Origin of the sequence: Pseudomonas sp. UBA3153 (genome assembly GCF_002364635.1) — a bacterium.
GTDB lineage: Bacteria > Pseudomonadota > Gammaproteobacteria > Pseudomonadales > Pseudomonadaceae > Pseudomonas_O > Pseudomonas_O kuykendallii.
Map to the genome: position 1 here is coordinate 1 of NZ_DEYR01000045.1, position 24,920 is coordinate 24,920.

The 24,920-nt window shown below is 66.7% G+C and carries 25 protein-coding genes; 4 read left to right on the forward strand and 21 right to left on the reverse strand.

Annotated features, from left to right (window positions below; genetic code table 11):
• The 20 genes from B2X67_RS11060 to B2X67_RS11155 all read right to left on the reverse strand — a co-directional run.
• A partial coding sequence (locus B2X67_RS11060) for an aldehyde dehydrogenase family protein (RefSeq protein WP_286785521.1) occupies positions 1-236 on the reverse strand: 236 nt, incomplete at its 3' end.
• Positions 237-264: 28 nt separating this feature from the next.
• Positions 265-1,275 carry an arginine N-succinyltransferase gene (astA, locus tag B2X67_RS11065; protein WP_286785522.1) on the reverse strand — a complete coding sequence of 337 codons (1,011 nt, stop codon included), beginning with the start codon at positions 1,273-1,275 and terminating at the stop codon, positions 265-267.
• A 28-nt stretch (positions 1,276-1,303) separates the two neighbouring features.
• The gene (aruF, locus tag B2X67_RS11070; protein ID WP_286785523.1) at positions 1,304-2,332 is read right to left on the reverse strand and encodes an arginine/ornithine succinyltransferase subunit alpha; all 1,029 of its coding nucleotides are present in this window, start codon (positions 2,330-2,332) and stop codon (positions 1,304-1,306) included.
• 87 nt (positions 2,333-2,419) lie between these two features.
• A complete protein-coding gene (locus B2X67_RS11075; protein ID WP_286785524.1) occupies positions 2,420-3,640 on the reverse strand; it encodes an aspartate aminotransferase family protein in 1,221 nt (406 codons plus the stop codon).
• A gap of 459 nt (positions 3,641-4,099) precedes the next feature.
• Positions 4,100-5,077, reverse strand: coding sequence for a transcriptional regulator ArgR (gene argR, locus B2X67_RS11080; protein ID WP_273228821.1), 978 nt, complete (start codon positions 5,075-5,077; stop codon positions 4,100-4,102).
• 18 nt (positions 5,078-5,095) lie between these two features.
• A complete protein-coding gene (locus tag B2X67_RS11085) occupies positions 5,096-5,860 on the reverse strand; it encodes an ABC transporter ATP-binding protein (RefSeq protein ID WP_286785525.1) in 765 nt (254 codons plus the stop codon).
• Positions 5,861-5,873: 13 nt separating this feature from the next.
• A complete protein-coding gene (locus B2X67_RS11090) occupies positions 5,874-6,986 on the reverse strand; it encodes a succinylglutamate desuccinylase/aspartoacylase family protein (protein WP_286785526.1) in 1,113 nt (370 codons plus the stop codon).
• 10 nt (positions 6,987-6,996) lie between these two features.
• On the reverse strand, positions 6,997-7,695 hold the full coding sequence (locus tag B2X67_RS11095; protein WP_273228824.1) for an ABC transporter permease: 699 nt from the start codon (positions 7,693-7,695) through the stop codon (positions 6,997-6,999).
• 28 nt (positions 7,696-7,723) lie between these two features.
• The gene (locus B2X67_RS11100; protein ID WP_286785527.1) at positions 7,724-8,413 is read right to left on the reverse strand and encodes an ABC transporter permease; all 690 of its coding nucleotides are present in this window, start codon (positions 8,411-8,413) and stop codon (positions 7,724-7,726) included.
• A gap of 108 nt (positions 8,414-8,521) precedes the next feature.
• Positions 8,522-9,295, reverse strand: a complete 774-nt coding sequence (locus B2X67_RS11105; RefSeq protein WP_286785528.1) for an ABC transporter substrate-binding protein — start codon at positions 9,293-9,295, stop codon at positions 8,522-8,524.
• Between the two features lie 436 nt (positions 9,296-9,731).
• Entirely contained in the window at positions 9,732-11,687 is a 1,956-nt protein-coding gene (acs, locus tag B2X67_RS11110) for an acetate--CoA ligase (RefSeq protein ID WP_282344842.1), read from the reverse strand.
• 260 nt (positions 11,688-11,947) lie between these two features.
• Complete coding sequence (gene dctM / locus B2X67_RS11115; RefSeq protein WP_286785529.1) at positions 11,948-13,231, reverse strand: C4-dicarboxylate TRAP transporter large permease protein DctM; 1,284 nt, start codon at positions 13,229-13,231, stop codon at positions 11,948-11,950.
• Positions 13,231-13,860, reverse strand: coding sequence for a TRAP transporter small permease (locus tag B2X67_RS11120; protein WP_286785530.1), 630 nt, complete (start codon positions 13,858-13,860; stop codon positions 13,231-13,233). Before B2X67_RS11120 ends, dctM begins: the two co-directional genes overlap by 1 nt.
• A gap of 67 nt (positions 13,861-13,927) precedes the next feature.
• The gene (gene dctP / locus B2X67_RS11125; protein ID WP_286785531.1) at positions 13,928-14,926 is read right to left on the reverse strand and encodes a C4-dicarboxylate TRAP substrate-binding protein DctP; all 999 of its coding nucleotides are present in this window, start codon (positions 14,924-14,926) and stop codon (positions 13,928-13,930) included.
• Between the two features lie 363 nt (positions 14,927-15,289).
• Positions 15,290-16,108 (reverse strand): HpcH/HpaI aldolase/citrate lyase family protein, encoded by an 819-nt coding sequence (locus B2X67_RS11130; protein WP_273228836.1) that lies wholly within the window; start codon positions 16,106-16,108, stop codon positions 15,290-15,292.
• A gap of 83 nt (positions 16,109-16,191) precedes the next feature.
• Positions 16,192-17,397 carry a CaiB/BaiF CoA transferase family protein gene (locus B2X67_RS11135; RefSeq protein ID WP_273228837.1) on the reverse strand — a complete coding sequence of 402 codons (1,206 nt, stop codon included), beginning with the start codon at positions 17,395-17,397 and terminating at the stop codon, positions 16,192-16,194.
• Between the two features lie 128 nt (positions 17,398-17,525).
• Positions 17,526-18,878: an MmgE/PrpD family protein gene (locus tag B2X67_RS11140; protein ID WP_273228839.1), complete on the reverse strand. Its 1,353-nt coding sequence runs from the start codon at positions 18,876-18,878 to the stop codon at positions 17,526-17,528.
• The gene (locus B2X67_RS11145) at positions 18,878-19,273 is read right to left on the reverse strand and encodes a VOC family protein (protein ID WP_286785532.1); all 396 of its coding nucleotides are present in this window, start codon (positions 19,271-19,273) and stop codon (positions 18,878-18,880) included. The genes B2X67_RS11140 and B2X67_RS11145 overlap by 1 nt, the downstream gene beginning before the upstream one ends.
• 120 nt (positions 19,274-19,393) lie before the next feature.
• Entirely contained in the window at positions 19,394-20,557 is a 1,164-nt protein-coding gene (locus B2X67_RS11150) for an acyl-CoA dehydrogenase family protein (protein ID WP_090230183.1), read from the reverse strand.
• Between the two features lie 67 nt (positions 20,558-20,624).
• The gene (locus B2X67_RS11155) at positions 20,625-21,458 is read right to left on the reverse strand and encodes an FAS1-like dehydratase domain-containing protein (RefSeq protein WP_273228842.1); all 834 of its coding nucleotides are present in this window, start codon (positions 21,456-21,458) and stop codon (positions 20,625-20,627) included.
• A gap of 316 nt (positions 21,459-21,774) precedes the next feature.
• Between B2X67_RS11155 and B2X67_RS11160 the strand changes: the two genes are divergently transcribed.
• Complete coding sequence (locus tag B2X67_RS11160) at positions 21,775-22,713, forward strand: LysR family transcriptional regulator (protein WP_273228844.1); 939 nt, start codon at positions 21,775-21,777, stop codon at positions 22,711-22,713.
• Positions 22,710-23,060, forward strand: a complete 351-nt coding sequence (locus B2X67_RS11165) for a 4a-hydroxytetrahydrobiopterin dehydratase (protein WP_273228846.1) — start codon at positions 22,710-22,712, stop codon at positions 23,058-23,060. Before B2X67_RS11160 ends, B2X67_RS11165 begins: the two co-directional genes overlap by 4 nt.
• 7 nt (positions 23,061-23,067) lie before the next feature.
• On the opposite strand, the gene bkdR is transcribed toward B2X67_RS11165, so the two are convergent.
• Positions 23,068-23,553 carry a Bkd operon transcriptional regulator BkdR gene (gene bkdR, locus B2X67_RS11170; protein WP_090230193.1) on the reverse strand — a complete coding sequence of 162 codons (486 nt, stop codon included), beginning with the start codon at positions 23,551-23,553 and terminating at the stop codon, positions 23,068-23,070.
• Between the two features lie 144 nt (positions 23,554-23,697).
• Between bkdR and B2X67_RS11175 the strand changes: the two genes are divergently transcribed.
• Both B2X67_RS11175 and B2X67_RS11180 read left to right on the forward strand, forming a co-directional pair.
• Positions 23,698-24,645 carry a DMT family transporter gene (locus B2X67_RS11175; RefSeq protein WP_273228848.1) on the forward strand — a complete coding sequence of 316 codons (948 nt, stop codon included), beginning with the start codon at positions 23,698-23,700 and terminating at the stop codon, positions 24,643-24,645.
• Positions 24,646-24,655: 10 nt separating this feature from the next.
• Entirely contained in the window at positions 24,656-24,919 is a 264-nt protein-coding gene (locus B2X67_RS11180; RefSeq protein WP_273228849.1) for a transposase, read from the forward strand.
• The last annotated feature ends 1 nt before the right edge of the window (position 24,920 follow it).

The following is a 24,920-nucleotide window of genomic DNA, read 5'->3' on the forward strand; positions in this document are numbered from 1 at the left end:
GCGTCGGCACGCACCTTGAGCACCTCGGCGAAGCGCTCCAGCACGCCGACACGCTCCTCCAGCGGGCGCCGCGCCCAGGCCGGGAACGCCGCGCGGGCGGCCTGCAGTGCCGCCTCGACCTGCTCGGCGCTGGCCGCGCGGCCGCTCCACAGGCACTCCTGGGTCACCGGGTTGAGCGATTCCAGGGCCTCGCCCTGCCCCGCCTGCCAGGCGCCGGCGATGTAATGCGTACTCATGGCGGAAACTCCTCGACCGCGCCTGGGCTCAGGCGCTCAGCGGCACGGCGCGCACCTGGGCGCCGGGGGTCAGTTGCAGGCGCCGCGCGGTCATCGGGTCGACCACCAGGGTGCCGGCGGCCATCCGCGCGGGGGCGGCGGTGATCCGGCAATCCTGGCGCTTGCGGTTGTGGATGAGGAACGGCGTGGCATCGTCGCCCGGCGTACCGACGGCCAGCACCAGCGGCTGGCTGTCGCGAACCGCGCGGATCTTCGCCGTCTCGCATTCGATGGCCGGGCCGGCGTCGAAGATGTCGACGTAGCCCTGGTGGCTGAAGCCTTCGCTCTTGAGCATCGCCAGCGCCGGTTCGGTGTCCGGGTGGACACGGCCGATCACGTTGCGCGCGTCCTCGGAAAGGAAGCAGGCGTAGAGCGGGAACTTGGGCATCAGCTCGGCGATGAAGGCCTTGTTGCCGACCCCGGTCAGGTAGTCCGCCTGGCTGAACTCCATCTTGAAGAAGTGCCGGCCCAGGCATTCCCAGAACGGCGAATGGCCGGCCTCGTCGGACATTCCGCGCATCTCGGCGATGACCTTCTCGCCGAACAACTGGCGAAACTCGGCGATGAACAGGAAGCGCGCCTTCGACAGCAGCCGGCCATTCAGACCGCTGCGGTGGTCGGCATGCAGGAACAGCGAGCACAGCTCGGAGTTGCCGGTGAGGTCGTTGGCGAGGAACAGCGTCGGAATCTGCCGATGGATGTTCAGCTCCTGCGAGGCGCTGACGGTGAGCCCCACGCGGTAGTTGTACCAGGGCTCGCGCAGGCCGACGGCGCCGGCGATGGCGGAGATGCCGACCACCTGCCCCTCGTCGTCCTCGAGCACGAACAGATAGTCGGCATCGGCCCGCTCGGCCTCGCCGCGGAAGGTCTTCTCCGCCCAGCCGACGCGGTGCGCCAGGCGCGCCTCGTTGGCCGGCAGGGTGGTCAGCCCGGCGCCGGTACTGCGCGCGAGGTCGACCAGCGCCGGCAAATCGGCGCTGCGTACGGGACGAACGATCATGGAATTCTCCGCAAGACTGCCGCGCTCATCACACCGCCACCAGGCGCACGGAGGCGCCGTCGCCGGCACCCAGCGCTTCGGCCGCGGCGCCAGGCAGGGACACCGGCTTGCCGGGCACCCAGTCCAGCTCCACCACCAGCGCCCGGAAATCCTGCAACTGGCCATTGGAGACCAGGTACGGACGACCGCCACGGATCGGCTCGCGACGCTCCTCGAGAATCGCCACCGGAACCATGCGGCTCTGGGCGATCGAGCGGATGCCCGACGTCCGCGCATGCAGGGTCGGCCCGCCGTCGAAGATGTCGATGTAATGGTCGGTTTCGAAGCCTTCGCGCATGAGGATGTCGAAGGTGATCTGCGCGCGCGGGTGCACCTGGCCCATCGCCTCCTGGGCGGAATCCGGCAGCAGCGGCACGTAGATCGGGTAATGCGGCATCAGCTCGGCGAGGAAGGTACGGCTCTTCAGGCCGCAGAGGCGCTCGGCCTCGGCGTAGTTGATGTCGAAGAAATTGCGCCCGACCGCGTCCCAGAACGGGGAATCGCCGTTCTCGTCGCTCTGCCCGACGATCTCGGTGACGATGGCGTCGGCGAAGCGCTCCGGATGATTGGCGACGAACAGCAGGCGCGCCCGCGACACCAGCTCGGCGGCGATCGAATCGACCAGGCCCGGCTCGATGTAGAAGCTGGTCAGCAGGCTGTTGCCCGTGAGGTCATGGCACAGCGAGAGGACGTGGGTCTTGTTGTGGATCTTCAGCTCGCGCGCGGCGTGCACGAAGGTCTCGTTGCGAAAGCTGTAGAAGGGCTCGGAATAGCCGGCGGAGGCGACGATTCCTGAACAGCCGACTAGGTGGCCGCTGTCGCTGTCCTCGAGGACAAAGAAATAGGTCTCCTCGCCGTTGAAGCTGACTTCGGCGGCGAACGAGGCCTCGGAGGCGCCGATCTTTTCGCCGAGGCGACCGCTGTCGTCGGGCAGCGACGTGACACCGACCGGGCTGTCCGCGGCCAGGCGCTGCACTTCGGCCAGATCGGACATTTGCGCGGGGCGCATCACCAGCATTCTGAGACTCCTCCAGAAAAACGCGCCGCCAGAGGGCGGCGCGCGAACACGGGTAGCGGCGCGCCGAAGCGCGACGCCGGGCTTGGATCAGGCGGAAGTCAGCTTGACCACCGCCCGCTCGAAGCGCGCCAGGCCTTCGTCGATATCGGCGTCCTCGATGACCAGGCTGGGCGCGAAACGGACCACGTCCGGCCCGGCCTGAAGCACCATCAGCGCCTCTTTCTCGGCGGCGACGAGAACATCCTTGGCCTTGCCCTTCCAGGCATCGGCAAGCACGCAGCCGATCAGCAGGCCGAGGCCGCGAACTTCGCTGAACAGGCCGTACTGCTGGCCGATGCGCTCCAGCGCGGTGCGGAAGCGCTGGTGCCGCGCCTTCACGCCGTCGAGGGTCTCGCGGGTGTTGACCACGTCCATCACCGCGCAGCCGACGGCGCAGGCCAGCGGATTGCCTCCGTAGGTGGTGCCGTGCACGCCGACCGAAAAATGCTTGGCCAGGTCGGTGGTGGTGAGCATCGCGGCGATCGGGAACCCGCCGCCAAGGCTCTTGGCGCTGGTGAGGATGTCCGGCGTCACGCCGAAATGGGTGTGGGCGAACAGCTCGCCGCTGCGGCCCATGCCGCTCTGCACTTCGTCGAAGATCAGCAGCGCGTTGTGCGCATCGCAGAGTTCGCGTGCGCCCTGCAGGAAGGATTGCTCGGCCAGCAGCACGCCGCCCTCGCCCTGGATCGGTTCCAGCACCACCGCGCAGGTCTTGTCCGAGATCGCCGCCTTGAGCGCGTCCAGGTCGTTGAACGGAATGTGGCTGATGCCCTGGATCTTCGGCCCGAAGCCGTCGGAATACTTGGCCTGGCCGCCGACGCTCACAGTGAACAGGGTGCGCCCGTGGAAGCTGTTCAGCGCGGCTATGATCTCGTACTTCTCGTCGCCGAAGCGGTCATGGGCAACGCGGCGCGCCAGCTTGAAGGCGGCCTCGTTGGCCTCGGCGCCGGAGTTGCAGAAGAACACCCGCTCGGCGAAGGTCGCGTCGACCAGCTTCTGCGCCAGGCGCAGGGTCGGCTCGTTGGTGAACACGTTGGAGACGTGCCAGAGCTTGTTGGCCTGCTCGGTCAGCGCGCCGACCAGGGCGGGATGGCAGTGGCCGAGCACGTTCACCGCGATGCCGCCGGAGAAATCGACGAGTTCTCGGCCGCTCTGGTCCCAGACTCGCGAGCCCTGGCCGCGCACCGGAATGAAGGCGGCAGGTGCGTAGTTGGGAACCATGAACTGGTCGAAATCGGCGCGTTCTACTTGCGCGTGCGGAGCGGACATCGAGGTTTTCTCCTGCCATGAATGGCCAGTGGTGAGCGGATTGTAGGGACTGCACCGGGGCCGTCATTGCCGCCATGCGACAACTTGTTATAGCGGCCACCCGGCCGTTCGCCGTGCTTTCAGCAATGCGACAGAAAGCGTCGGGACTGCGCAGTTTAAACGCACTGCCCGGGCCGTTGGCGCTGCCGGGGAAATTTTCCGTGGGGAGTTTTGCAGAACGCGCCTACCGAGGTTGGTGGGCTGAAGCCCACCCTACGGCACTGCCTGGACCGTTGGCGTCGTCGGGGAAATTTTCCGTGGGGAGTTTTGCAGAACGCGCCTACCGGGGTTGGAGGGCTGAAGCCCACCTACGGCACTGGCCGGGTAACGGTGGGCTGAAGCCCACCCTACAGGTCCGTAGGATGGTTTAGCCGCGCAGCGGCGTAACCCATCGCATGACCCGCAAGACCGACAGCGACGCTACTCGCGTTCGCCCGATCCGCTCAGCTCGAAGGGGTTGGCGCTGCGCCGCTGGTTGCGGTCTTCGCGCGGGGTGGCGCCGAAGAAGTTGCGGTAGGCGCTGGAGAAGTGCGGGCCGGAAGAGAAGCCGCAGGACAGGCCGATCTGAATGATCGACTTGCTGGTCTGCATCAGCATCTGCCGCGCCTTGTTCAGGCGCAGCTCCAGGTAGTACTGGCTCGGCACGCGGTTGAGGTACTGCTTGAAGATGCGCTCCAGCTGCCGGCGCGAGACGCAGACGTGCTGGGCGATTTCGTCGGTGGTCAGCGGCTCCTCGATGTTCGCCTCCATCAGCAGCACCGCCTGGGTCAGCTTCGGGTGGCTGGAGCCGAGGCGGTTCTGCAGCGGGATGCGCTGGCGTTCGCCGCCCTCGCGGATGCGCTCCACCACCAGCTCCTCGCTCACCGCGCCGGCCAGTTCGGCACCGTGGTCGCGCGCCAGCAGGGCCAGCAACAAGTCGAGAACGGCGAGGCCACCGCAGGCCGTGAGGCGATCACGATCCCAGTCGAAGAGGTGGCTGGTGGCGATCACCTTGGGAAAGCGCTCGGCGAAATCGTCATGCCAGCGCCAGTGCACTGCGGCGCGGTAGCCGTCGAGCAGGCCGAGCTGGGCCAGCGGGTAGACGCCTGCGGACAACCCGCCGATCACGCAGCCGCTGCGCACCAGTTGCTTGAGCGCCGCGGCGAGCGGCGCGGAGACGTTCAGCGGCGGCTCGTCGGCCACCACGAAGAGCCGCTGCAGGCCTTCCAGGCGTCCGCTCCAGGGCTCGCCCGGCAGGCGCCAGGCGTCGGCCGCCGGGGTTTCGGCCTGCAGGAAGGACAGCTCGTAGACGACCTCCGGATGCAGCCGCTGCGCCACGCGCAGCGCTTCTTCGGCCAGGGACAGCGTCATTGCCCGGGTCTCGGGCCAGATCAGGAAGCCGATTCGATAAGAGGTCATGGCGGTCGAGTCTAGGGCTTATTTGAGGCTGCCGGAAAGAAACTGCTTGAGTCGTTCGGACTGCGGATTCGCCAGCACCTCGCGCGGGTTGCCGCGCTCCTCGACCAAACCCTTGTGCAGGAACACCAGCTGGCTGGAGACCTCGCGGGCGAAACCCATTTCGTGGGTCACCACCAGCATGGTGCGCCCCTCCCCGGCCAGGTCCTGCATCACCTTGAGCACGTCGCCGACCAGCTCCGGGTCGAGCGCCGAGGTCGGCTCGTCGAACAGCATCACCTCCGGCTCCACCGCCAGCGCGCGGGCGATCGCCACGCGCTGCTGCTCGCCGCCGGACATGTGCGCCGGATAGGCGTCCTTGCGGTGCGCCACGCCGACCTTGGCCAGGTAGTGTTCGGCCTTCTCCAGGGCTTCCTTCTTCGGCATGCCGAGCACGTGCACCGGCGCCTCGATGACGTTCTCCAGCGCGCTCATGTGCGACCACAGGTTGAAGTGCTGGAACACCATCGACAGCCGCGAGCGCATGCGCTGCAACTGGCGCTCGTCGGCGGCCTTCAGCGCGCCGTGCTTGCCGGGCTTGAGCTTGAGCGCCTCGCCGTTGAGCAGGATGCTGCCGGCGTGCGGCTGTTCGAGGAGGTTGATGCAACGCAGGAAGGTGCTCTTCCCCGAGCCTGAGGAACCGATGATGCTGATCACGTCGCCGGCCTTGGCCGCCAGCGACACGCCCTTGAGCACCTCGTGGTCGCCGTAGCGTTTGTGCAGATCCTGGACTTCGAGCTTGTACATGTTCTCTCTCTGGTCAGTCGCTGAGCAGGCGACCCTGGCGAATGGGTTGGCGGCCGGCGACCTTGGTCAGCCACAGCCCCGGACGGGCGAAACGCATGCGCTCGCGGACGAAGAGCACGCCGTCGACCTGGGAACGCACGACGCTGTGGCGGCCGTCCAGCGGGTCGATCACCTCGAACAGCGGATCGCCGACGCGCACCTGCGCGCCGAGCGGCTGGAGGAAGCTGACCACTCCGGCATGCGGCGCCAGGGCGAATTCGGCGCCCTCGAAGGGCGTCGCCTCGCAGCAGTCGGCCGGCGCCGCCGGCCAGTCGCCGGCGATCAGCCCCTGTTCGGCGAGGAACGCGAGAATCGCCTCGGCGCTGGCCTCGGCCTGCTCGCGGCCGGTGTCGCCCATGCCACCCAGTTCGACGGTGGTCGCCAGGCAGGCCAACGGCACGCTGGCCTCGGCGAAACGCCGCGCCAGGCTCAGCCAGGGCATCGAGCAGGCTTCATCGAAGGAATTGCCGCCGGACTCCTCGGCCAGCAGCACCGCGCCGGCGCCCAGGCGCGCGGCCAGCGAGCGCCACCGCGGCCCGTGCTGCGGAATCGCGTACAGGTGGGTCAGCGCTTCCATGTCGCAATGCAGGTCGAGCACTACGTCGGCGTCGCAGGCGTGGCCGAGCAGCAGACGCTGCAGCCCTTCCAGCTCGGAAGGTGCGGCGGGCATGCACGCCAGCGCCTCGCGCATCGCCGCGCGGATCAGCCGCACGTTGGCCGCGGCGTCGGCGCCGAGCATCCGCTCCAGCGCCGGTGCGATGAGTTCGGCGAGGTCGAGGAAACCCCGGTTGAAGTTCTTCCCGCTGCCGAATTCGAAGCGCCCGAGATGGCTCGCCTGCAACAGCTGGCCGAGGCCGATCGGGTTGGCCACCGGCACCAGTTCGATGGTGCCGGTGAGGCGGCCCTGGGCTTCCAGATCGAACAGGCGCCGCTTGAGCTCGACCGCCACGCGCATGCCGGGCAGTTCGTCCGCGTGCAACGACGCCTGCACGTAGGCCTTGGCCGTGCCGCTGCCGAAACGGAACACGCTGAGGGTGCGCTGGGTGCCTGGCGTGCCCCAGGGCAGCGGATGATCGATGCGTTGCATGGCGCTCTCCTCAGGACGCCCGGGGCGCCAGGTAGGCCAGCCAGCGACGCTCGGCCAGCTTGAACAGGCGCACCAGGATGAAGGTCAGGCAAAGATAGAACACGCCGGCGGTGATGAACGCCTCGAACGGCAGGTAGTACTGCGAGCTGACGGTGCGCGCCGCGCCGGTGATGTCGATCAGGGTGACGATCGAGGCGAGGCTGGTGGTGTGCAGCATCATGATCACTTCGTTGCTGTACTGCGGCAGCGCGCGACGCAGCGCCGAGGGCAGCAGGATGCGCCGGTACAGAAGCGCGCGCGACATGCCCATCGCCCTGGCCGCCTCGATCTCGCCGTGCGGCGTGGCCTTGAGGCTGCCGGCGAGGATTTCCGCGGTGTAGGCGCTGGTGTTGATGGCGAACGCCAGGCAGGCGCAGAAGGTGGCGTTGGACAGGTACGGCCAGAGCAGGCTCTCGCGCACCAGGGTGAACTGCGCCAGCCCGTAGTAGACCAGAAACAGCTGCACCAGCATCGGAGTGCCCCGGATGACGTAGGTGTAGAGCCAGGCCGGGAAGTTGATCGCCGGCTGCCGCGACACGCGCATCAGCGCCAGCGGGATCGCCGCCGCCAGACCGACGACGAGGGCGATGGCCAGCAGCTTGAGCGTCACCAGCACGCCACCGAAGTACAGCGGCAGGCTGTCCCAGATGACCGAGAAGTCAAGGATCATGCGCGGCCCTCCGTGATCGACCTGAGGTTCATAGCTCGGCCACCTTGATGCCGGCGCTGTAGCGCTTCTCGAGGAAACGCAGGGCGAGCAGCGACACGCTGGTCAGCACCAGGTAGAGCGCGGCGACCGCGAGGAAGAAGGTGAACGGCTCGCGGGTGGCGTCCGCCGCCTGCTTGGCCTTGAACATCATGTCCTGCAGGCCGACCGCGGAAATCAGTGCGGTGGCCTTGGTCAGCACCAGCCAGTTGTTGGTGAACCCGGGAATCGCCAGGCGGATCATCTGCGGCACGAGGATGCGGAAGAACACCTGGCGCCCGCTCATGCCATAGGCGGCGCCGGCCTCGGCCTGGCCCTTGGGAATCGCCATGAAGGCGCCGCGGAAGGTTTCCGAGAGGTAGGCGCCGAAGATGAAGCCGAGGGTGAAGACCCCGGCGACGAAGGGATTGATGTCGATGTAGTCCTCGTAGCCGAGCAGCGGCGCGAGGCGGTTCACCAGGTCCTGGCCGCCGTAGAAGATCAGCAGGATCAGCACCAGGTCGGGGATGCCGCGGATCACCGTGGCGTAGGTCTCGCCCAGCAGCGCCAGCCAGCGCAGCGGCGACAGCCGGCAGGCCGCGCCGAGCAGGCCGAGGCCGATGGCCACGGCCATCGAGGTCAGCGCCAGCAGCAGGGTCAGCCAGGCGCCATCGACGATGGTCGCCCCGTAGCCGTTCAACATCGAGCAGTCCTCAGGCGAAGCGGCGCGCCAGATGCGCGCCGCACGGGTGAGCGACGAAGGCAGGACTCATCGCCCTGCCTTCATCAGACGCGTTCCTGGCGTCAGCCCTTACTTGCCGTAGACATCGAACGCGAAGTACTTGTCCTGCACCTGCTTGTATTTGCCGTTGGCGCGGATGGCCAGGATCGCCGCGCTGATCTTGTCGGCCAGCGCCTTGTCGCCCTTGCGCACCGCGATGCCCTGGCCTTCGCCGAAGTACTGCTCGTCGGTGAAGTCCGGGCCGATGAAGGCGAAGCCCTTGCCGGCGTCGGTCTTGAGGAAGCCGTCGTCGATGTTTACCGAGTCGGCCAGGGTGGCATCGAGGCGGCCGCTGGCGAGGTCGAGGAAGACTTCGTTCTGCGAGCTGTAGCGGACGATCTCGGCACCGGCCGGGGCGAAGACGTCGGTGGCGTAGCGGTCATACACCGAGGAGCGCTGCACGCCGATCTTCTTGCCCTTGAGGTCGGCCACGTCCTTGTAGGTCGCGCCGTCCTTCATCGCCAGCTTGGCCGGCGTGGAGTAGTACTTGCCGGTGAAGTCGACCGACTTCTTGCGCTCGTCGGTGATCGACATCGAGGAGAGGATGGCGTCGAACTTGCGCACCTTCAGCGCCGGGATCAGGCCGTCGAACTCCTGCTCGATCCACGTGCACTCGACCTTCATCTCTTCGCACAGGGCCACGCCGATGTCGTAGTCGAAGCCGCTGATCTTGCCTTCCGGCGTCTTGAAGGCGAACGGCGGGTAGGCCGCCTCGATGCCGATGCGCAGCGGCTTGTCGGCCATCGCCAGCGGTGCCAGCAGGGACAGCGCCAGTGCGCCGAACAGGACGATCTTGTTCTTCATCGAAAGCTCCATGATGCGGAAATGTCGGGTGCCGCGGGGTTGGCCCGCCGGAACGAAGGGAGTTGGCAGAGGCGCCGGCGACACGAACCTTTTGGGATCGGCGGCCCTCCTTTCGGGTGGGCGGCATTCTAGCGGCAGGCCGAAGCGCGATATTTCCTCAATGCGACAACTAATTACAGAAGCACCGAAAGCGCGCAGGGGCGATATTGACAGGCCGTCCGAAACGTGACCAACCGGACAGGAAACAGCCAACCGATGAACGAAGCAATTAGCGCACCGCAAGGGCCCGAGGGCTCTGGAACGCGCCTGTGCCCGCTGCGGGCGAGAGGCGGTAACCGCCATGGCGTTTCGATTCGCCACCGCCCGGGCAGGCGGTGACAGCCGAAATGAAAACGCCCCGCCCGGCGGAACCGGGCGGGGCGTCGTGGCCAGCGGGTCAGGCGACCTGCATGGTCTTGTGGGTGTTGATCAGGTGCTCCACCACGCTCGGATCGGCGAGGGTGGAAATGTCACCCAGCGCGCCGTATTCGGCCGTGGCGATCTTGCGCAGGATGCGCCGCATGATCTTGCCCGAGCGGGTCTTCGGCAGGCCCGGCGCCCACTGGATGACGTCCGGCACGGCGATCGGACCGATCTCCTTGCGCACCCAGGCCTTGAGCTCCTGGCGCAGCTGCTCGGAGTACTCCTCGCCACTGTTGAGGGTGACGTAGACGTAGATGCCCTGCCCCTTGATGTCGTGCGGCACGCCGACCACGGCGGCTTCCGCGACTTTCGGGTGGGCCACCATGGCGCTCTCGATCTCGGCGGTGCCCATGCGGTGGCCGGAAACGTTGAGCACGTCATCCACGCGGCCGGTGATCCACCAGTAGCCGTCTTCGTCGCGGCGCGCGCCGTCGCCGGTGAAGTACATGCCCTTGAAGGTCTTGAAGTAGGTGTCGACGAAGCGGTCGTGGTCCTTGTACAGGCTGCGCGCCTGACCCGGCCAGGAATCGATGATCACCAGGTTGCCCTCGGCCGGGCCGTCGATGATGTTGCCCAGGTTGTCCACCAGTGCCGGCTGCACGCCGAAGAACGGACGGGTCGCCGAGCCCGGTTTGAGCGCGGTGGCGCCCGGCAACGGGCTGATCAGCACCCCGCCGGTTTCGGTCTGCCACCAGGTGTCGACGATCGGGCAGCGGCTCTGGCCGACGCACTCGTGGTACCAGTGCCAGGCTTCCGGGTTGATCGGTTCGCCGACCGAGCCGAGCAGGCGCAGGCTGGAGCCGTCGGCACCTTCGACCGCGGCCTTGCCCTGGGCCATCATCGCGCGGATCGCGGTAGGCGCGGTGTAGAGGATGTTGACCTTGTGCTTGTCGATGATCTTGGCGACGCGGGTGATGTCCGGGTAGTTAGGGATGCCCTCGAACAGCAGTGTGGTGGCGCCGTTGGCCAGCGGGCCGTAGACGATGTAGCTATGGCCGGTGACCCAGCCGACGTCGGCGGTGCACCAGTAGACTTCGCCCGGGCGGTAGTCGAACACGCGCTCGTGGGTCAGCGCGGCGTACAGCAGGTAGCCGGCGGTGGTGTGCAGCACGCCCTTCGGCTTGCCGGTGGAACCGGAGGTGTAGAGGATGAACAGCGCTTCCTCGGCGCCCATTTCCTTCGGCGCGCACACGCTGCCGGCCACTTTCATCAGGTCCTCGAACCAGATGTCGCGGTGCTGGTTCCACTTGATGTCGGCCCCGGTGCGCTTGCACACGATGACCTTCTGGATGCTGTTGGTTTCGGGGTTGGTCAGCGCGTCGTCGACGTTGGCCTTGAGCGGGGTACGCTTGCCGCCGCGCAAGCCTTCGTCGGCGGTGATCACGACTTTCGACTTGCAGTCGATGATGCGGCCGGCCAGCGCTTCGGGCGAGAAGCCGCCGAACACCACCGAGTGGATCGCGCCGATGCGGGCACAGGCGAGCATCGCCACCACGGCCTCGGGGATCATCGGCATGTAGATGGTCACCACGTCGCCGCGATGGATGTCCTGGCCGCGCAGGGCGTTGGCGAACTTGCAGACCTGCTCGTGCAGTTCGCGGTAGGTGATTTCCTTGTGCTCGGACGGGTCGTCGCCTTCCCAGATGATCGCGATCTGGTCGCCGCGCTCTGCCAGGTGACGATCCAGGCAGTTGTAGGAAACGTTGAGGGTGCCGTCGGCGAACCACTTGATGTCGACATGGTGATCGTCGAAGGAGGTCTGCTTGACCTTGGTGAACGGCTGGATCCAGTCGAGACGCTTGGCCTGCTCGCGCCAGAAGCCATCCGGGTTGATGACCGATTGCTGGTACATGGCCTTGTAGGTGGCTTCGTCGGTCAGCGTGTTGGCTACGACCTCGGGACTGACGGGATAAAGAGAAGCGGCGCTCATGGACTAGGACCTCGGTAGATAGTTGTTTTTCTATGGTGTCTTTGTATCCGCCGGGCGCCCCCGGCAACCATTCGACCATTGTCTTACCGGGTTAAGACAATGGTCGCAGATGGCTGCCGGCGTCCGGAAAAGGCCGTTCGGGCGTGCAGGGAAGAGGTTTCCGGGCGCCCATAAAAAACCCGTGCCGGAGGGGCACGGGTCAAGGGGAACATCGTTCGCGGGGGCATCGGCATCCGCGGGACACCGATGCGCGCGGTCGCTCAGGTCATCCCGAGCATGTTCGGCAGGATCAGAGAGATCGCCGGGATATAGGTGATCAGGCCCAGGAAAACCATCAGCAGCAGCAGCCAGGGCATCGCCGCGCGGATCACCGCGGTCACCGGCATTCCGGTCACCGCCGAGGTGACGAACAGGTTGAGGCCCACCGGCGGCGTGATCAGGCCGATCTCCATGTTCACCACCATGATGATGCCCAGGTGGATCGGATCGATGCCCAGGTGCACGGCGATCGGGAAGAGGATCGGCGCGAGGATCAGGATCACCGCCGACGGCTCCATGAAGGCACCGGCGATCAGCAGCACGATATTCACCACCAGGAGGAACATCCAGGGCTGCAGCCCGGCCTCCATCACCCAGCCGGTGATGGTCTGGGGAATCTGCTCGGTGGTCAGGACGTGGGCGAAGAGCATGGCGTTGGCGATGATGAACATCAGCATGATCGACAGCTTGCCCGACTCCAGCAGCACCTTGGGCACTTCGCGGAACGTCATGTCCTTGTAGACGAACAGCGCAATGAAGGCCGAATACACCGCCGCCATGGCCGCCGCCTCGGTGGGCGTGAACATTCCGGAATAGATGCCGCCGAGGATGATCACCATCAACAGCAGGCCCCAGATCGCCTTGCGTGCGGCGGTGAGCCACTCGCGGAAAGACGCGCGCGGCAACGCCGGCAGGTTCTTCTTCACCGCGATGATGTAGATCGCCACCATCAGCACGACACCGAGCAACAGCCCAGGCACCACGCCGGCCATGAACAGCTTGCCGACGGAGGTTTCGGTGGCCGCGGCGTATACCACCATGACGATCGACGGCGGGATCAGGATGCCCAGGGTGCCGGCGTTACAGACGATGCCGGCACCGAAAGCCTGCGGGTAGCCGGACCGCACCATGCCGGCGATGGCGATGGAGCCGACCGCGGCCACGGTGGCCGGTGAGGAACCGGACAAGGCGGCGAACAGCATGCAGGCCAGCACAGCGGAAATTGCCAGGCCGCCACGGATGTGACCGACGCAGGCGTTGGCGAAGTCGATGAGGCGGCGCGCCACGCCACCGGTGGTCATGAAGGCGCCGGCCAGCAGGAAGAACGGAATCGCCAGCAGCGTGTAGTGCTCGGAGGTCTCGAACAGCTTGATCGCCAGCGAGCGCACAGAGTCCGGGCTGAACAGCAGGATCGTCATGGAGCCGGCCAGGCCAAGGGAAATGGCGATCGGCACACCGATGAACATCAGCAGGAACAGGGCCACGAAAAGGAAGAGGATGGTCATTACTTGACCTCCTCGTGTTCGGCCAGCTTGAGCGCATCGGCGGCTTCGTCGGCGAGGCCGAGCCCGGTCTGCTGGTCACGCAGGATGCGCACGAGGATCTCGACGAAACGGATGAACACCAGAGCGAAACCCACCGGAACCACCAGACCGATCATCCATTGCTGGATGCCGAAGTGGCCGAGGTCCTCGGCGCCGATGCCCGCGGAGTAAAGGGTCTCGGTCCACTCGAAACTGGCCTCGGCGAACAGGCCGGTATAGGCGAGACAGCACAGGCAGGCGATCACGCCGAGTACTTTCTGCGTGCCGCGCGAAGTCAGCTTGACCAGCGCATCGATGCCGATATGGCCGCCGGTACGCACGCCGTAGGCGATGCCGAGGAAGATCAGCCAGGCGAACAGTGCGCGAGTGGCGGCGCTGCTCCAGGTCATCGCCTGGGCACCGCTCATCACGCTGTCGCCCAATGCGAAGAAGAAACCGCTGGTGGCTTCCCAGCGATCACCGAGGGAATACAGAACGGTGTAGAGGTTGTTCATCACGACGTAGAAGAACGTCACCAGGGTCATGGCAGCCAGCAGGAAGGCAATGATGGCCTCCTCCAGGCGCGCCCAGAATCGCATCAGCGTTTGCATTAGAGTGCTCCGCGGAAAGACTGCGAGAGGGATGGCCGCCGCGCCCGGGCGCGGCGGCCATGGCGGATCAGGATGCCTTGTTGGATTCTTCGGCGGCCTTGATCAGATCGGCGCCGATCTCGCCCTGGAATTTCTCCCAGACCGGACGCATGGCTTCACGCCACTCGGCACGCTGCTCGGGCGTCAGCTGGATGATCTCGCTGGTCTTGGCGTCGATGATCTTCTGCTTGGAAGACTGGTTCAGCGCCTCGGCCTGTTTGTTCACCTCGACCGACACCTCGGCCATGATCTCTTCGAGTTGCGGGCGGATGTCATCCGGCAGCCCTTTCCAGAACTTGGCGTTGGTGATCACCATGTAGTCGATCAGGCCGTGGTCGGACTCGGTGAAGTACTTCTGCACCTCGTTCACCTTCTGGCTCTCGTAGTTCGACCAGGTGTTCTCGGTGCCGTTGACCACGCCGGTCTGCAGGCCCTGATAGACCTCGGCGAAGCTCATCTTGCGCGGGTTGGCGCGCACCGCCTTGAACTGCTCCTCGAGCACGCTGGAGGCCTGCACGCGGAACTTCAGGCCACGGGCGTCCTTGGGTTCGCGCAGCGGCTTGTTCGCCGACAGTTGCTTCATCCCGTTGTGCCAGTAGGCCAGGCCGAGGATGTTCTTGTCCTCCATCGAGGTCAGCAGTTCCTTGCCCTGCGGGCCGTGCTGGAAGCGGTCGACCGCAGCGATGTTGTCGAAGAGGAACGGCAGATCGAAGATCTGCACCTTCTTGGTGTACTGCTCGAACTTGGCCAGCGAGGGCGCCAACAGTTGCACGTCGCCCAGCAGCAAGGCCTCCATTTCCTTGCCGTCGCCGAACAGCGACGAGTTCGGGTAGACCTCCACCCGCACCTTGCCTGGCAGGCGTTCTTCCGCGAGCTTCTTGAATAGGTTGGCGCCCTGCCCCTTCGGCGTGCCGTCGGCGACCACGTGGGCGAATTTGATGACGATGGGATCGGCCGCCTGGGCAAAGCCGGACACACCGAGGGCGAGCGTGGCGGCGCAGAATAGCGCCTTGGGGAGCTTGAGCATGAAATCACCTTTTATTGTTTTTGGAATGTTGGATAAAGCATCCACCGCGAACGATAGACCCAAGCCGTGGAAACGGCCCGGATGCAATCCAGTAGCAGGAGGAAAGACCCCAGGCTACTGGTTCACCGCTCGACGACGGAGACCTTTTCCAGCAAAGCGATGAGCAGGTTGCATAACGTGGCGCGTTTCGTAAATTAGCTTTTTTATAATCCGGCGTTCGTCATTCGCGAACACCAATCCGAGCGTCGTCAGCGCGATGGCGAAGTGCCCGGTTTCCGCGCACTTCAGCGCTGCGCACATATCCCGTTACATCAAAAGCAGCAGCGCACTACCGACCAAAGTCTTAGTGCGCCGTAGCGCTGTTCAGGGCCTGGCGAACGCCAGCAGCCTTTGTGCGCGGGCCAATACGGGCGCATCGACCATCTGCCCGTCGACCTGATAGGCCCCCGCGCCGCCACTGCCGGCGTCGATGACCCGTTGCGCCCAGGCCAGCTCCTCGGCGCTGGGCGCCAGCGCCTGGTGAATCACCTCGACCTGCCGGGGATGAATGCACAACGCGCCGGCGAAACCCATGCCAGCCGCCAGGCGGATCGAGGCACGCAGCCCCTCGGTATCGCCTATGGCCGGATGCACGCCGTCCAGCGGCGCGGCCAGCCCGGCGCCGCGCGAGTGCAACAGCACCGAGTAGCGCGCCTGGTCGAGCACGCGTCCGGCGCCCTCGCTGCCGCTTTGCAGGTTGAGGTCCAGGGCCAGGTCCAGGCCGCCGAACGACAGGCGCTCCACACCCGGCGCGCCGGCGATCTCGGCCAGCGCCAGCAGGCCGCGCGCGCTCTCGATGATCGGCCACACCGGCTTGCCGACGGCGGCCACCGCAGCCACCTGCGCGGCGCTTTCCACCTTGGGCAGCAGCACGCCGGCGACGCCCGCCTGGGCCTTGCAGAACGCCAGGTCTGCGGCGTGCTCGGCGTGTTCCGGGGCGTTGACCCGCACCAGCAGGCGCACGCCGGGTTCGGCCGCGAGGAACGCCGCCAGGTTGTCGCGCGCCTGGCGCTTGAGCGGCTCCTCAACGGCGTCCTCGAAATCGACGATGACGGTATCGGCGCCACTGGCCAGCGCCTTGGCGAAACGCTCCGGGCGACTGCCGGGCACGAACAGGGCCGTGCGAAGGGGGGATGCACTCATGGTTCTTCTCTTGTTGTGGCGGGGAGCGTGGCGCTCCCCGGTCCTCTCCCGCGGGAAGAGGGATCGTTCGGAGGACGCGGCGTCTAGATGACGCCGCTGTCGCGCAGGCGCGCCACCTCGTCGCTGGAATAACCCAGCCCGGCGAGGATCTGCGCCGAATGCTGGCCGAGGCCGGGCACGGCGTCCATGCGCGGGCTGAAAGCGTTGCTGCGCCCCGGCGGCAGCAGCGACGGGAGCGTGCCCGCCGGGCTGTCGATCTCGCGCCAGCCGTCGCGCGCCTTGAGCTGCGGATGGGCCCAGACACCGGCCATGTCGTTGACGTGAGCGTTGGCGATCTGTGCCTGCTCCAGGCGCTCGATCACCTGCTCGGCGCTGAGTTTGGCGAAGGACTCGACGATGATCCCGCGCAATTCAGCGCGGTTGGTCGAGCGCTTGAAGTTGGCCGAGAAGCGCTCGTCCACCGCCAGCTCCGGCTGCAGCAGCACCTTGTCGCAGAACGCCGCCCACTCGCGCTCGTTCTGCAGGCCGAGCATCACCGTACCGCCGTCGCCGGCCGGGAACGGGCCGTAGGGGTAGATCGTCGAGTGCGCGGCGCCGGCACGGGGTGGCGGATTCGCCCCCTGGTAGGCGTAGTACATCGGGTAGCCCATCCACTCCACCAGGCTTTCCAGCATGCTCACGTCGATGCGGCTGCCCTGACCAGTGCGGCCGCGCAGCAGCAGCGCGGAAAGGATGCTGCTGTAGGCGTACATACCCGCGGCGATGTCGGCGATCGAGCAGCCGGCCTTGGCCATCTCCTCTTCGCCCGGCCCGCCGGTGACGGACAGGAAGCCGCCCTCGCTCTGGATCAGCAGGTCGTAGGCCTTCTTCTTCTCGTAGGGGCCGCCCTCGCCGTAGCCGGAGATGTCGCAGACGATCAGCTTCGGGAAGCGCTCGTGCAGCGCCTCGAACGACAGGCCCATGCGCGCCGCCGCGCCGGGTGCGAGGTTCTGCACCAGCACGTCGGCGTCCTGCAGCAGGGCGTCGAGGATCTTCGTCGCATCGTCCTGCTTGAGGTCCAGGCTCAGGCTTTCCTTCGAGCGGTTGGTCCAGACGAAGTGCGAGGCCAGGCCATTGACGCGCTCGTCGTAGCCGCGGGCGAAGTCGCCTACGCCAGGGCGTTCGACCTTGATCACGCGGGCGCCGAGGTCGGCCAGCTGGCGGGTGCAGAACGGCGCCGCGATGGCGTGTTCAAGGCTGACCACGGTGATGCCGTCCAGCGGACGCGGGTTGTGTGCGATGTCGTTCATGTCCGGTTCCTGTGTTTCTTGTTTGTGGCGGCGCCGGCCGCTCGGTGGATCGATGAAGCGCGATCCACCCTACGACTCGTTGGTGATCGCGGCGCCCGTAGGGTGCGCCCTGCGCACCGATCCGCGACTCAGGCCAACACGCCGAGGTCGTCCAGCTCGCGCAGGCGCCAGACCAGGGCGATCAGCGCGTCGGCCTGCTCGGGCGAACGCGCGCCGGCGAAGGCCAGCAGGCGGCGGAACTTGTCTTCCAGTTCGGGGCGGCTGAGGGTGTTGCCTGGATCGCCCTTCGGCTCGTCGATGGCGGCGGCCAGCCGGCGCCCGTCGGTGGTGGTCACCTCGACCCGGCCGAGCCAGCGCGCCGGGTAGGCGCCGTCGACCTCGGGGTCGAGCTGCATGCTGACCTTCTCGCGGAACGCCGAGACGTTCGGGTCGGTCAGCGCCAGGGTGTGGAATTCGGTGAGCTGCGCCTTGCCGTGCACGGCGATCAGGCCCAGCACCGTGCCCATGGAAAACTTCGCCTGGTGCACGGTCTGCGGTACCACCACGCGACCGAGCACGTCGATGGCGCCCTGGTGCACGCGGGTGGTGACCTGCTCGATCTGCTCATGGCTGAGCCCTTCGCGCTGCATCAGCTGCAGCAGGGCGTCGGCGGCCGGATGGGTGTGACGGCAGGAGGCGTGGAACTTGAACGAGGTCTCCACCAGCGCCCAGCGGCTGCCGAGGCGGTCGGACAGTTTGCTCGGGTCGGCATCGCTGGACATCCCGGCGGCCATGCCCTGCTCGCCCTCGAGGATGTTGCGCGCCCCGGTCAGGCCGTCCTCGGTCAGGTAGGCGGCGAGCAGCCCGTCGGCGGCGGCCTTGGCCGTGTGCAACTGCTTGGAGTCCGCCGCGTCGCGGAGGAACTCCCAGAGCCCGGAGGCCTGGGTGCCGGCGTTGCCGAGCAGGTTGGTGAACTGCTCCTGGTCGAATTCCAGCAGCTTGCCGACCGCCACCGCCGCGGCGAGGGTGCCGACCGTGGCCGTGGTGTGGAAGATGCGGTAGTGCGAGCGGCCCATGAATTCGCCGATGCGGATGCCCGCCTCGTAACCGGCCAGCGCCGCCAGCAGCAGCGCGCGGCCGGACTTGCCACGGTCCTGCGCGGCGGCCAGCACGGCGGGGAACACCACCGTCGCCGGGTGCAGCACCGAGCTGTTGTGCAGGTCGTCCTGCTCCACCAGGTGCGAGCTGGCACCGTTCACCAGGGCGGCGAAGTACGCCGAGCTGCGGCTGCCGTTGACCAGGATGTTCGCCGGGCCGCTGGCCGGGCCCATCTTCTGCGCATAGCGCTCGAACAGCGGAATCGGGTGCGAGCCCTGGCTGGCCAGCGCCGAGCCGAGCCAGTCGAGGAACAGGTCCTCGGTGCGCGCCAGCACGGCGTCGGGCACGTCTTCATACGCGAGATCGGCCAGGAAGGCGGTCAGTTGCCGGGTGTGTTCGCTCATTATTTTTGTCCTTCGTCCAGCGGATTCGAGAGTTCGATCAGGTTGAAATCGGGGTCGCGCACGTAGACCGAGCGGATCGGCTGCGTAGCGCCGGTGCGTCGCACCGGCCCTTCGAGGATCGCCACGCCTTGCGTTTCAAGGTGCGCGATGACCTCCTCCAGCGGCGTGGCGACGATGAAGCAGAGGTCCGCCGAGCCCGGCGTCGGGCGCTCGGCCTTGGGCTCGAATTCCCTGCCGGCCTGGTGCAGGTTGATCTTCTGCATGCCGAAACCGAGCGCCTTGCGCCCCTCGCCGAAGGTCACTTCCTGCATGCCCAGCACGCGGGTGTAGAAATCCACCGTGACGTCGAGGTCGGCGACGGTGAGTACCAGGTGATCCAGGTGGTCGATGTGCATCGTTGATCTTCCGTCCAGGCGGTCAGTGGCGCGGTGGTTGGTGGGCTGAAGCCCACCCTACAAAGAGGGTCCGGCGTAGGGTGGGCTTCAGCCCACCAATCTTCAGCCCACCGCCCCAGGTCAGAACGAACGCGGCAGTTCGAGCAAATGCTCGGCCACGTAGGACAGGATCAGGTTGGTGGAGATCGGCGCCACCTGGTACAGGCGCGTCTCGCGGAATTTGCGCTCGACGTCGTACTCGTTGGCGAAGCCGAAACCACCGTGGGTCTGCAGGCAGGCGTTCGCCGCCTCCCAGCTGGCCTTGGCCGCCAGGTACTTGGCCATGTTGGCCGCCGCCCCGGCATTGATGCCGCTGTCGTATTCGGCGCAGGCGCGCCAGCGCATTAGGTCGGCGGCCTCGATCTCGATGTGCGCCTCGGCGATGGGGAACTGCACGCCCTGGTTCTGCCCGATCGGCCGGCCGAACACCACGCGGTCGCGGGCATAGGCGCTGGCCTTCTCGATGAACCAGCGACCGTCGCCGATGCACTCGGCGGCGATCAGCGTGCGCTCGGCGTTGAGCCCGTCGAGGATGTACTTGAAGCCCTTGCCCTCTTCGCCGATCAGGCTGCTGGCGGGAATCTCCAGGTTGTCGAAGAACAGCTCGTTGGTCTCGTGGTTGACCATGTTGGCGATGGGCTGCACGGTCAGGCCGTGGCCGATGGCTTCGCGCAGGTCGACCAGGAAGATCGACATGCCCTCGGACTTCTTCTTCACCTCGGCCAGCGGCGTGGTGCGCGCCAGCAGGATCATCAGGTCGGAATGCTGGATGCGCGAGATCCACACCTTCTGCCCGTTGATCACGTACTTGTCGCCCTGGCGCACCGCGGTGGTCTTGATCTTGGTGGTATCGGTGCCGGTGGTGGGTTCGGTGACGCCCATCGACTGCAGGCGCAACTCGCCGCTGGCCAGCTTCGGCAGGTAGTAGCGCTTCTGCTCCTCGCTGCCGTGCCGCAGCAGGGTGAACATGTTGTACATCTGCCCGTGCACGGTGCCGGAGTTGCCGCCGCAGTGGTTCACCTCCTCGAGGATCACCGAGGCCTCGGCCAGGCCAAGGCCGGAGCCGCCGTATTCCTCGGGAATCATCGCCGAGAGCCAGCCGGCCTCGGTCAGCGCCTTGACGAAGGCTTCGGGAAAGCCCTTTTCCTCGTCGATCTTGCGCCAGTACTCGGCGGGGAACTCGGCGCAGAGCGCGCGCACGCCGTCACGGATGGCATTCAGTTCGTCCTGGTCGTAGGTCTTCATAGCGTCCTCTTGTTCTTGTCGGGCGCACCGGCGCCGATCGGATGGGGCGTCGTCACGGATGGACGGATTACGCCGGGTCGAATTCCACTTCCGCGCTCTGCGCGATGCCACCGGCGTTGCCGGCCCACAGCTCGGCCTTGCCCGGCGCGACGATGCGCCCGCCGACCTCGAACGGCTGCGGCGCGATCAGCGGACGAACGCCGCGGTAGGCGAAGCGGCGCAGGCGCGCCTGCGGGTTGGCGCGGCAGAACGCGCGCAGGTTCAGGGTGGCGATCATCGGGCCGTGCACCACCAGGCCGGAGTAGCCCTCGGTGCCGGTCACGTAGGGGAAGTCGTAGTGGATGCGATGGCCGTTGAAAGTCACCGCCGAGTAGCGGAACAGCAGGGTCGGCGTCGGCTCCACCGCTTCGCTCCAGTCGCCCGCCGCCGGCAACTCGCCGCTGGCCGTCTTCGGGGGCGTCGGTTCGCGGTAGACGATGTCCTGCTCCTCGCGGATCGCCAGGCGGCCGTCCTGCAAGTAGTCATGGCGCACGGTGACGAACAGCAGCGCGCCGGTGCGGCCGTGCTTTTCCTCGATGTGGGTGATGGTCGATACGCGCCCGGCTTCGCCGCCGGCACGCAGCGGCTCGTGAAACTCCAGCCGCCCGCCGGCCCACATGCGGTTGCGGTTGTCGGCCGGCGGCAGGAAGCCGCCGCGCGCCGGATGGCCGTCGCCGCCGAGGCCGCTTTCGGCGATCGGCTCCTGGAAGAAGCACCACTGCCACAGCGGCGGCAGTGCCTCGCCGTGGGCCGGCGTGGGCTCGTCGAAAGTGGCGGCGATGCGCTTGAGCAGGTTGCGGCTCAACTGATCGTGAGCCTCCTCGGTACGCCCGATCCAGGCACTGAAAGCAGAATCGCTCATGGGTGAATTTCCGCAGCGGTTATTGTTGTGGGCGGATCATGCTGCGCGACCGGCGTTCTGAGAATTTGCAATTACGTATACCAGCGTTCGGTTATGCTGAACGCAGTGCCGGGTTGAGCGGCACACACCGTAGGGTGGGCTTCAGCCCACCAATACTCGCCCGCGACTTAGCGCGTGGGCTGAAGCCCACCCTACGAATAGAACCCGTGGGCTACCGATTTACCGCAGGGCGGGCAACGGTCGGCTGAAGCCCTCCCTACGGACTGTTGTCAATTCGCGAGCACTCGACCTTGCGTTCTACGAGGGAAAACAGCGCATGCATTTCGATCTGGCCGACCTGCGGCTGTTCATCCACATCGCCGAATCGCCCAGCCTGACCCAGGGCGCGCGCCGCGCGTTTCTTTCGCCGGCCGCGGCCAGCGCGCGGATCAAGGCCCTCGAAGGCCAGCTCGGCAGCCGCCTGCTCTATCGCGACAGCCGTGGCGTAGAGCTGACTCCGGCGGGCGAGCGCCTGCTGCAGCACGCGCGTCTGATCATGCGCCAGGTCGATTACCTGAAGAGCGAGTTCGCCAGCAACGGCACCGAAACCGCCGGGCACATCCGCATCTACGCCAACACCACGGCGGTGACCGAGTTCCTTCCCGAGGTGCTGGCGCGCTTCCTCGCCGAGCGCCCGGCGGTCACGGTGGACCTGCAGGAAAAACTCAGCCGCGACATCGTCCGCGGCGTGCTCGACGGCGCCGCCGACCTCGGGATCATCGCCGGGCCGGTGGAAGCGACCGGGCTGCAGGTGCTGCATTTCAGCACCGACCACCTGGTGCTGGCGGTGCCGCTGGGCCATCCGCTGGCCAGCGAGCAGCGCGTCACCCTACGCCAGACGCTCGCCTACCAGCACATCGGCCTGCACGACGGCAGCACCCTGCTCAGCTTCCTCCGCGACCACGTCGAGCGCCTCGGCGAAACCCTTTCACTGCGCATCCAGATGTCCAGCTTCGAGGCGATCTGCCGGATGGTCGAGGCCGGCGTCGGCATCGGCATCATTCCCGAATCGGCGGCGCGCCGGCACAGCCGCACCATGCAGCTGGCGACGGTGGAGCTGGACGAACCCTGGGCCATGCGCGAGCGCAGCATCCTGGTGCGCGAGCTGGAGGCGCTGCCGGGTAGCGTGCGTGCCCTGATCGCCACCCTGCGCCCGGACGTTGTGCTGCCGCCGGTGTCCGAAACCACGGACAACCTGATCACGGAGCAACCATGAACGACCTCGGAAAACTCCCCTGCGAAGCCTGCCGCGCCGATGCGCCGGTCCTCGACGAGCAGGCGATTTCGGCCCTGCATGCACAGCTTCCGGACTGGTCCCTGGTGACTCGCGACGGTGTGCGGCAACTGGAGCGCGACTTCGCCTTCGCCGACTTCAAGGCGGCGCTGGCCTTCGCCAATGCCATCGGTGAACTGGCGGAGGCGGAAAACCATCATCCGGCGCTGCGGGTCGAGTGGGGCAAGGTGCGGGTCAACTGGTGGACCCACAAGATCCACGATGTCCACCGCAACGACTTCATCCTGGCGGCACGGTGCGACGAGGTGTTCGCGCGCCTCGGCGCCTGATGCGCAGTCAGGCCAGGGTCAGGCCATTGGCCGGCAGCGGCAGCGCGGTCTTGTAGAGCACCTGCTTGAGCGCGAAGCTCGAGCGGATGTTGGCCACGCCCGGCACCTTGGTCAGGTGATCGAGGATGAAGCGCTCCAGCGCCTGGATGGTCGGCACCAGCACCCGCAACAGATAGTCGGCGTCGCCGGTCATCAGGTAGCACTCCATCACTTCCGGCCGCTCGGCGATCGCCTGCTCGAAACGCTGCAGCGCGTCTTCCACCTGCTTCTCCAGGCTGACGTGGATGAACACGTTGACGTGCAGCCCTAGCAGGTCCGGCGCCAGCAGCGTCACCTGCTGGCGGATCAGGCCGAGTTCCTCCATTGCCTTGACCCGGTTGAAGCACGGCGTCGCCGACAGGTTCACCGAGCGGGCCAGCTCGGCATTGGTGATGCGGGCGTTCTCCTGGAGACGGTTGAGAATGCCGATGTCGGTTCGGTCGAGCTGGCGCATGAGAGAGATATTCTCCGCAAATAAGATTTTGGAGAGTGAATATCTTCAAAAAGCCATAAGCGCAATGAATTTGAGAAAAACTCTCCCCTCAGGGAGTAATAAAGTTTTCTCCAGCCACAACCCTAGCCGCGCTGGAGGATATCCATGGCCCACTCTCGCAACGCCTGCACCGCCACCCCGGACGCGCGCCGTTCGCTGTTCTCCACCCGCACCCAGGGCATCGCCCTGCTGCTGGTGGCGATCCTGGTCTGGGGCGCGAACTGGCCGGTGATGAAGACCGGTCTGGCGCACGTCACGCCGATCTGGTTCTCGGCCACCCGCTTCGTCCTCGGCTGCCTGTGCCTGTTCGTCGTGCAGATCGTCACCGGCACCCTGCGCCTGCCGCGCCGCCGCGACCTGCCGCTGATCGCCAGCGTCGGGCTGCTGCAGATGCTCGCCTTCACCGTGCTCGGCGCCATCGCCATGCTCGACATCCCGGCCGGGCGCTCGGCGGTGCTCGCCTACACCACGCCGCTGTGGGTGACGCCGGCGGCGATCCTGTTCTTCCGCGAACGGCTTTCCCCCCGCCAGCTGGCCGGCACCCTGCTCGGTGTGCTGGGCGTCGCCGTGCTGTTCAACCCGCTGGCGCTGGACTGGAGCGACGGCCGCCTGGTGAAGGCCAACCTGATGCTGCTCGCCGCCTCGTTCTGCTGGGCGCTGTGCATCCTTCACCTGCGCCACGCGAAGGGCAGCGCCAGCGCCTACCAACTGGCGCCCTGGCAGATGCTCACGGCGAGCGTGCCGCTGCTGGCGATCGCCTGGCTCGTCGAGGGGCCGTTCAGCGGCGATGGATCGCGCACGTTCTGGCAGGTGGCGTTGTTCGTCGGCCCGCTGGCGACGGCCTTCTGCTTCTGCGCGGTGAATGCGGCGAGCATGTGGCTGTCCACCACCAGCATGTCCTCGGCGATGCTCGGTGTGCCGGTGGTCGGCCTGCTCATGGCGGTGATCTTCCTGGGCGAAAGCCTCAGCCTGACGCTGGTCGCCGGCGTGCTGGCGATCGTCGGCGGCATCCTGCTGGTGACCGTCGCGCCGCGCGCCGACGGCGCACGCTGAGGGCGAAGCCATGCGCAAACCGCGTTTCAGCGACGAGCAGATCGCCGTGATTCTCGCCGAGGCGGCGGCCGGCGTGCCGGCCGCCGAACTGTGCCGGCGCCACGGCATGTCCGACACCACCTTCTACACCTGGCGTAGCCGGCGCTGGCAGCAGGACGAGCGGAAATCCGGCTGCGCCGAACTGCGCCGTGCGCTGGCGCAGCAACAGGAGCAGATTCGTCGCCTGCGGGCATGCCTGGAGAACCTCGCAGGCGGCGAATCGATCAGCGGCTGAG